The organism is Candidatus Aquicultor secundus, from assembly GCF_002791875.1.
Lineage (GTDB): Bacteria > Actinomycetota > Aquicultoria > Aquicultorales > Aquicultoraceae > Aquicultor_A > Aquicultor_A secundus.
Map to the genome: position 1 here is coordinate 1 of NZ_PFNG01000171.1, position 4,539 is coordinate 4,539.

8 protein-coding genes are annotated in these 4,539 nt (G+C 43.5%); 6 read left to right on the top strand and 2 right to left on the bottom strand.

Annotated elements, in window-relative coordinates; genetic code table 11:
* The coding region (locus tag COY37_RS07180) for a hypothetical protein (RefSeq protein ID WP_286977013.1) at positions 1-211 on the bottom strand (211 nt) is incomplete at its 3' end.
* A gap of 86 nt (positions 212-297) precedes the next feature.
* Between COY37_RS07180 and COY37_RS07185 the strand changes: the two genes are divergently transcribed.
* Entirely contained in the window at positions 298-468 is a 171-nt protein-coding gene (locus tag COY37_RS07185; RefSeq protein WP_286677562.1) for a hypothetical protein, read from the top strand.
* Positions 469-550: 82 nt separating this feature from the next.
* Here COY37_RS07185 and COY37_RS07190 read toward each other — a convergent pair whose 3' ends face one another.
* Positions 551-784 (bottom strand): hypothetical protein, encoded by a 234-nt coding sequence (locus COY37_RS07190; protein ID WP_286677561.1) that lies wholly within the window; start codon positions 782-784, stop codon positions 551-553.
* A 282-nt stretch (positions 785-1,066) separates the two neighbouring features.
* Here COY37_RS07190 and COY37_RS07195 point away from each other — a divergent pair, with 282 nt between their 5' ends.
* The 5 genes from COY37_RS07195 to COY37_RS07215 form a co-directional block, all read left to right on the top strand.
* Complete coding sequence (locus COY37_RS07195; RefSeq protein ID WP_286677560.1) at positions 1,067-1,423, top strand: helix-turn-helix domain-containing protein; 357 nt, start codon at positions 1,067-1,069, stop codon at positions 1,421-1,423.
* Between the two features lie 18 nt (positions 1,424-1,441).
* Positions 1,442-1,876, top strand: coding sequence for an ImmA/IrrE family metallo-endopeptidase (locus COY37_RS07200; protein WP_286677559.1), 435 nt, complete (start codon positions 1,442-1,444; stop codon positions 1,874-1,876).
* 135 nt (positions 1,877-2,011) lie between these two features.
* Complete coding sequence (locus COY37_RS07205) at positions 2,012-2,593, top strand: helix-turn-helix domain-containing protein (RefSeq protein ID WP_286677558.1); 582 nt, start codon at positions 2,012-2,014, stop codon at positions 2,591-2,593.
* Entirely contained in the window at positions 2,571-3,029 is a 459-nt protein-coding gene (locus COY37_RS07210) for a HEPN domain-containing protein (protein WP_286677557.1), read from the top strand. The genes COY37_RS07205 and COY37_RS07210 overlap by 23 nt, the downstream gene beginning before the upstream one ends.
* Positions 3,030-3,033: 4 nt before the next feature.
* The coding region (locus COY37_RS07215) for a recombinase family protein (protein ID WP_286977018.1) at positions 3,034-4,539 on the top strand (1,506 nt) is incomplete at its 3' end.

Sequence of the window (4,539 nt, forward strand, 5' to 3'; positions counted from 1 at the left end):
CAGGCTGATATATCCGGTCTAGGAATTTGTGCTGGTAAAGCGCTTGCAATCTCTGATTGCAAGCCGACGTTGTGCTGAAAAACAGCCTCTCGATCTGATCACGTCTTAGGAAGCGATTTTCATAAACGGCTAAAATAATCGCAATGTCTCTTGCCTGCAACACCATGCGCTGAAAATCTTTGACTCTTCTGTTTCGTGGCAATCTGGCCATCCGTAATCCTTTCTTTATTTTGGTTTTTAACTATATAAATCTTCTTCCTTTTAAGAAAATCGACGGAAGGAGGGGTCGGGGGAGGAATGCCGTCGATTTTCGCATCGCCGGCGCCTAACGCCGGCTACCCGCGTTTTGCCCCTGAGGAACGAAGGGGTGGAGCGAAGCGGAAGTCGAAGACCAAAAGGCGGGTAGCCGGGGTTCGAAGCCATGTCCCGAAGGGCAGGGATTTGAGCACCGGCGATGCCTGGTTATGAGCGGCTCGATGCCCGAATGACCAGCCTTCCTCCCCCGAAAACCCTCGTCACCTCCCCTCAAAATTGATTTTTAAAATGTTTGTTATCTCTTCTTGCTGTCACAAACCAGGGGTAATGCAGGACTTTCTGCAAGAGGTTTTTTCTTATTCGGCCTTCCTCTTCCGGCTGGCTTTTGCGTTTTCCCTTTTTCTGCTTGCGCTTTCTCGATTTCCTCTTGAGCTAGGAGATCTTCGGCAAGCTCAATAAAAGCAGAAACGAGTCTTGGAAGATCCGCCTCTAATTCTTTTTTGCTTTTGAGCTGTGCGTAGAACTCCATCTTTAACCTCTTGCTTTACCCCTTGCCTAAAATATCATAAAAATATGATATTTTAGGTGAAAAAAATAATCGCTGCTTGAATTTGCGATATCACTGCTTAGCGAATTATTTGCCCTTGCAATTACGGTTGACAATCAACCGTTGTTACCATAATATTATAAACGTGTGATAGCCGTCAATATGGCAATTTACCAAAATAACCAATAGTAAGGATATCAATCATTTGTAAGAGTGCCTATAAACAAGCGTTTGATATCACATTAATATGATAAGGAGTTTGTTATGGGGTTCGGAGACAAACTAAGAGCCATAAGACTTTCAAAAGGGGTCACCCAAGAAAAGATCGCTGAAAAACTCGGCTATACGACCAATAGTTATGTCAGCTCGGTTGAGAATAACAAGTTCATTCCAGCTGAAGATAAGCTAAAAATCTGGGCTCAAGTCTTGGAGATGCCTTGGGAAGAGATGCAAAGTCTTCTTCTCGATCATGAGTTTGAAGAACTGGGTATCAGCGATCCTGGTTTTCAGATGATGCTAAAAGACGTTCCGAGCATGACTTATGAAGAGAAGCGCTCAATCTTAGGTGCTTACCAAGCCGTGCTTTTAGCGAGAGCTAAGAAACTAGAGAAAGACGATTAATAATTAAGCGAGACATAAATGAATATCGCCAAGCGCAAAGCTTTAGAAATAGTAAATCAATATGGAAGTAACCTTCAAGATATCCTCGATGCTGAAAGCATCGGAATTATTGAGTATCCCCTCGTGGATAGGCTCAAAGAACTCTATTTTGGGGATTTTATTGTTTTAAAGGTAGGCTTGCCGGAATCAGAGCGTAAAGAGTTAATCGCTCACGCTCTGGGCCACCATTTCCTTCATGCTGGAAATCATCTAGCTGCCTCTAGCGGTGCGTATTCCTGGGATAAGCTTCAGGAAAGACAGGCTGAAGTTTTCGCCGCCTACCTTCTCATGCCAAAACTAAGGCTTACAACGAGGCATTTCCAAACGTCAATATCGAACCTTGTTGAGGACTACGGCATTACGGAAAAGTTTGCTGGCTTTCGGTTGAAATTATTAGAAGCATATAAGCAATAAGGGATATAATTATTGGCACATTTTTAATCTGATCAAGTCAAAGATGTACCAGCATATAAAACTATTGACAATTTCAGACGATACACCATAATAGTGGTGTAAACACACCACAATAGTGGTAATAGGAGACAAACAATGCTATATACATTTATGCCATCAAAAACAAGAATAAAATTACTGACGCTTTTCTTAAACCACCCGGATGAGCGCTTTTACTATACCGATTTATATAAACGACTTGATATTGCCCACTCTGCCTTGCAAAAAGAGCTTAAGAAGCTCGTTGATGTTGGTCTTCTAGAGACAGAAAAGGAAGCAAATGTTCGCTACTGTTGGGTAAACAAGAAATTCCCCATTTACGAAGAGCTAAAGAGCATTATCTTAAAGACGGTCGGCCTCGCTGACGTGCTGCACGAAAAGCTTGCTGAAATCGGTCACGTTGATTTTGCTTTTATTTATGGCTCGGTAGCGAAAAACCTTGAGAGTGCCCGCTCTGATGTAGACCTGATGATTATCGGAGACCCAGACTTAGACGCCTTAAACGATGTTGTAAGCGTCGCCGAGAAGGTCTTGCGGCGAGATGTTAACTATACGGTTTTTGGGCCGGAAGAATGGAAAGAGCGCGTTCATAAGAAAGACTCGTTCGTCATGGATGTCTTAAAAAACAACAAAATATTCATAATAGGAGGTGAAGATGAGCTACGAAGAATTGCTTAAGCAAAGAATTATTGAACGAACTGAGGTAACCCAAGAGGAAATCGCTGACCTTTTGCGGGTGGCGAGACGCGATATCAATACTGCCCAGAGAAACCTTATCGACCATGATTTAGATTGGGCGTTTGCTATCGCCTACAATTCAATCCTTCAGCTTACCCTCGCCTGGATGAATCATCTCGGGTTTAGGCCGAAGGGTGAAGCAAAACACGCCAACACCTTTACGTTTTTAGAAGAAGCGCTGCCAAAAGAGCGCCAGCCGATGATTAAACGGCTCCAGCGCATGAGACAAAAACGAAATGCAACCATCTACCGAAAAGCTGGCCTCGTGGGTGAAAAAGAAGCCCGTGACGTTATCGACTTTGCGGGAGAGTATTACAAAGAGATCGAAGCAATATTACCTGAATATATCGTCAAGCTATCATATAAAGAGGATTAGTAGCATGAACTGCCTTATTTATCTGCGCGTATCAACTAAAGAGCAAGCTGAGACCGATGAAAAAGAGGGATACTCTATCCCCGCTCAAAGAGAAGCTTGCGTTCGGTATATCAAAGAACGTGGCTGGAACTTGGTGGATGAGTATGTAGATCGTGGAGAGTCTGCCCGCTCTGCCGATAGACCCCAGCTTCAAGAAATGCTTTCTCGCGTTAAAAAAGACTTAAACGTTGATGCGGTCGTGGTTCACAAAATTGATCGTCTTGCCCGTAACATGGAAGACCATGTTGCCATTAAAGCAATTTTAAAGCGCAAGGACGTATCTTTAATCTCGGTGGTTGAGAATATCGAGGATACCGCCTCTGGTCGCTTAGTGGAAGGAATACATGCGTTAATGGCTGAGTTTTATTCAGCTAACCTGGCAAGCGAAGTTAAAAAAGGTATCGCTCAGAAGGCTAAAAACGGCGGCTGGCCCACCAAAGCTCCCTTGGGATATAAAAACGAGCGAGTAAAGATTGAAGGCCGAGATATCGCCAAAGTTGTGATCGATGAGGAAAAAGCGCCATACATAAAGAAGGCATTTAAGCTTTATGCTACCGGAGACTACTCCTTAACCGAGCTGTTAGAAATCCTCACTAAAAGCGGCTTAAGAGGAATGAGTACTAAATCCTATTCGGAAAGACCAATCAGTAAATCCCAACTTGCCACAATACTGCAAAATAAGTTCTACACCGGTATTATCCCATGGAAGAACATGGAGTTTCAGGGAAACCACGAGCCGTTAATCTCAAAGGAGTTGTTTGAAAAGGTTCAAGAGGTTTTAAGAATCAGGGATCAAGCCGGTGAGCGAAAGCGCACACATCCGCATTACTTAAAAGGAACCCTCTATTGCGGCGAATGCGGCTCTAGAATGTCTACTACCCTTGCCAAAGGCCAATACACTTACTTCTACTGCCTCGGACAAAAGAGACATAACGGCTGCAAGCAAAAATACGTCCTGGACGCTGACGTAGAAAAAGCCATCGATCAATTCTACAAAGACATCCAGCTCCCCAAAGAATGGGCTGATAAGATCATTACCAATTCTAGAAAAGAGCTGGCGGAAAAAGAGCTCTACATATTAAAAGAAAAGGAATTTCAAGAGAAGCGGGTTTCAAAGCTTAACCGAGAGCGCCAAAGGCTTTTGGATGCCTATCTAGCTGAGGCTATCGGTGTTGATCTTCTTAAAAAAGAGCAGAATAGAATTGCCGGTGAGCTATTTGAGACAGAAACGAGATTGGGTGTCCTATCTGCTAGAAATGACCACTTTGAGAAAGTAATTGAGCTGTCGATAGAGATGGCGACAAAGTGCCACTTTGCCTACACGAAGGCGCTGCCAAAAGTAAAAAGAAAGCTTAACCAAGCGTTCTTCAAAAAAGTGTTCTATAAAGACGGAAAGGCCAGCACTGATGAGTTTGCTGAGCCTTTCGATGCTTATTTCTCTTCGAGTTCGAATAAGAACTCCCTGGTCGGG

Bases quoted from the DNA above. Each gene is read 5' to 3' on its own strand.
- COY37_RS07200 (WP_286677559.1), top strand. From the start codon at position 1,442: ATGAATATCGCCAAGCGCAAAGCTTTAGAAATAGTAAATCAATATGGA.
- COY37_RS07195 (WP_286677560.1), top strand. From the start codon at position 1,067: ATGGGGTTCGGAGACAAACTAAGAGCCATAAGACTTTCAAAAGGGGTC.
- COY37_RS07205 (WP_286677558.1), top strand. From the start codon at position 2,012: ATGCTATATACATTTATGCCATCAAAAACAAGAATAAAATTACTGACG.
- COY37_RS07210 (WP_286677557.1), top strand. From the start codon at position 2,571: ATGAGCTACGAAGAATTGCTTAAGCAAAGAATTATTGAACGAACTGAG.
- COY37_RS07185 (WP_286677562.1), top strand. From the start codon at position 298: ATGCCGTCGATTTTCGCATCGCCGGCGCCTAACGCCGGCTACCCGCGT.
- COY37_RS07190 (WP_286677561.1), bottom strand. From the start codon at position 784: ATGGAGTTCTACGCACAGCTCAAAAGCAAAAAAGAATTAGAGGCGGAT.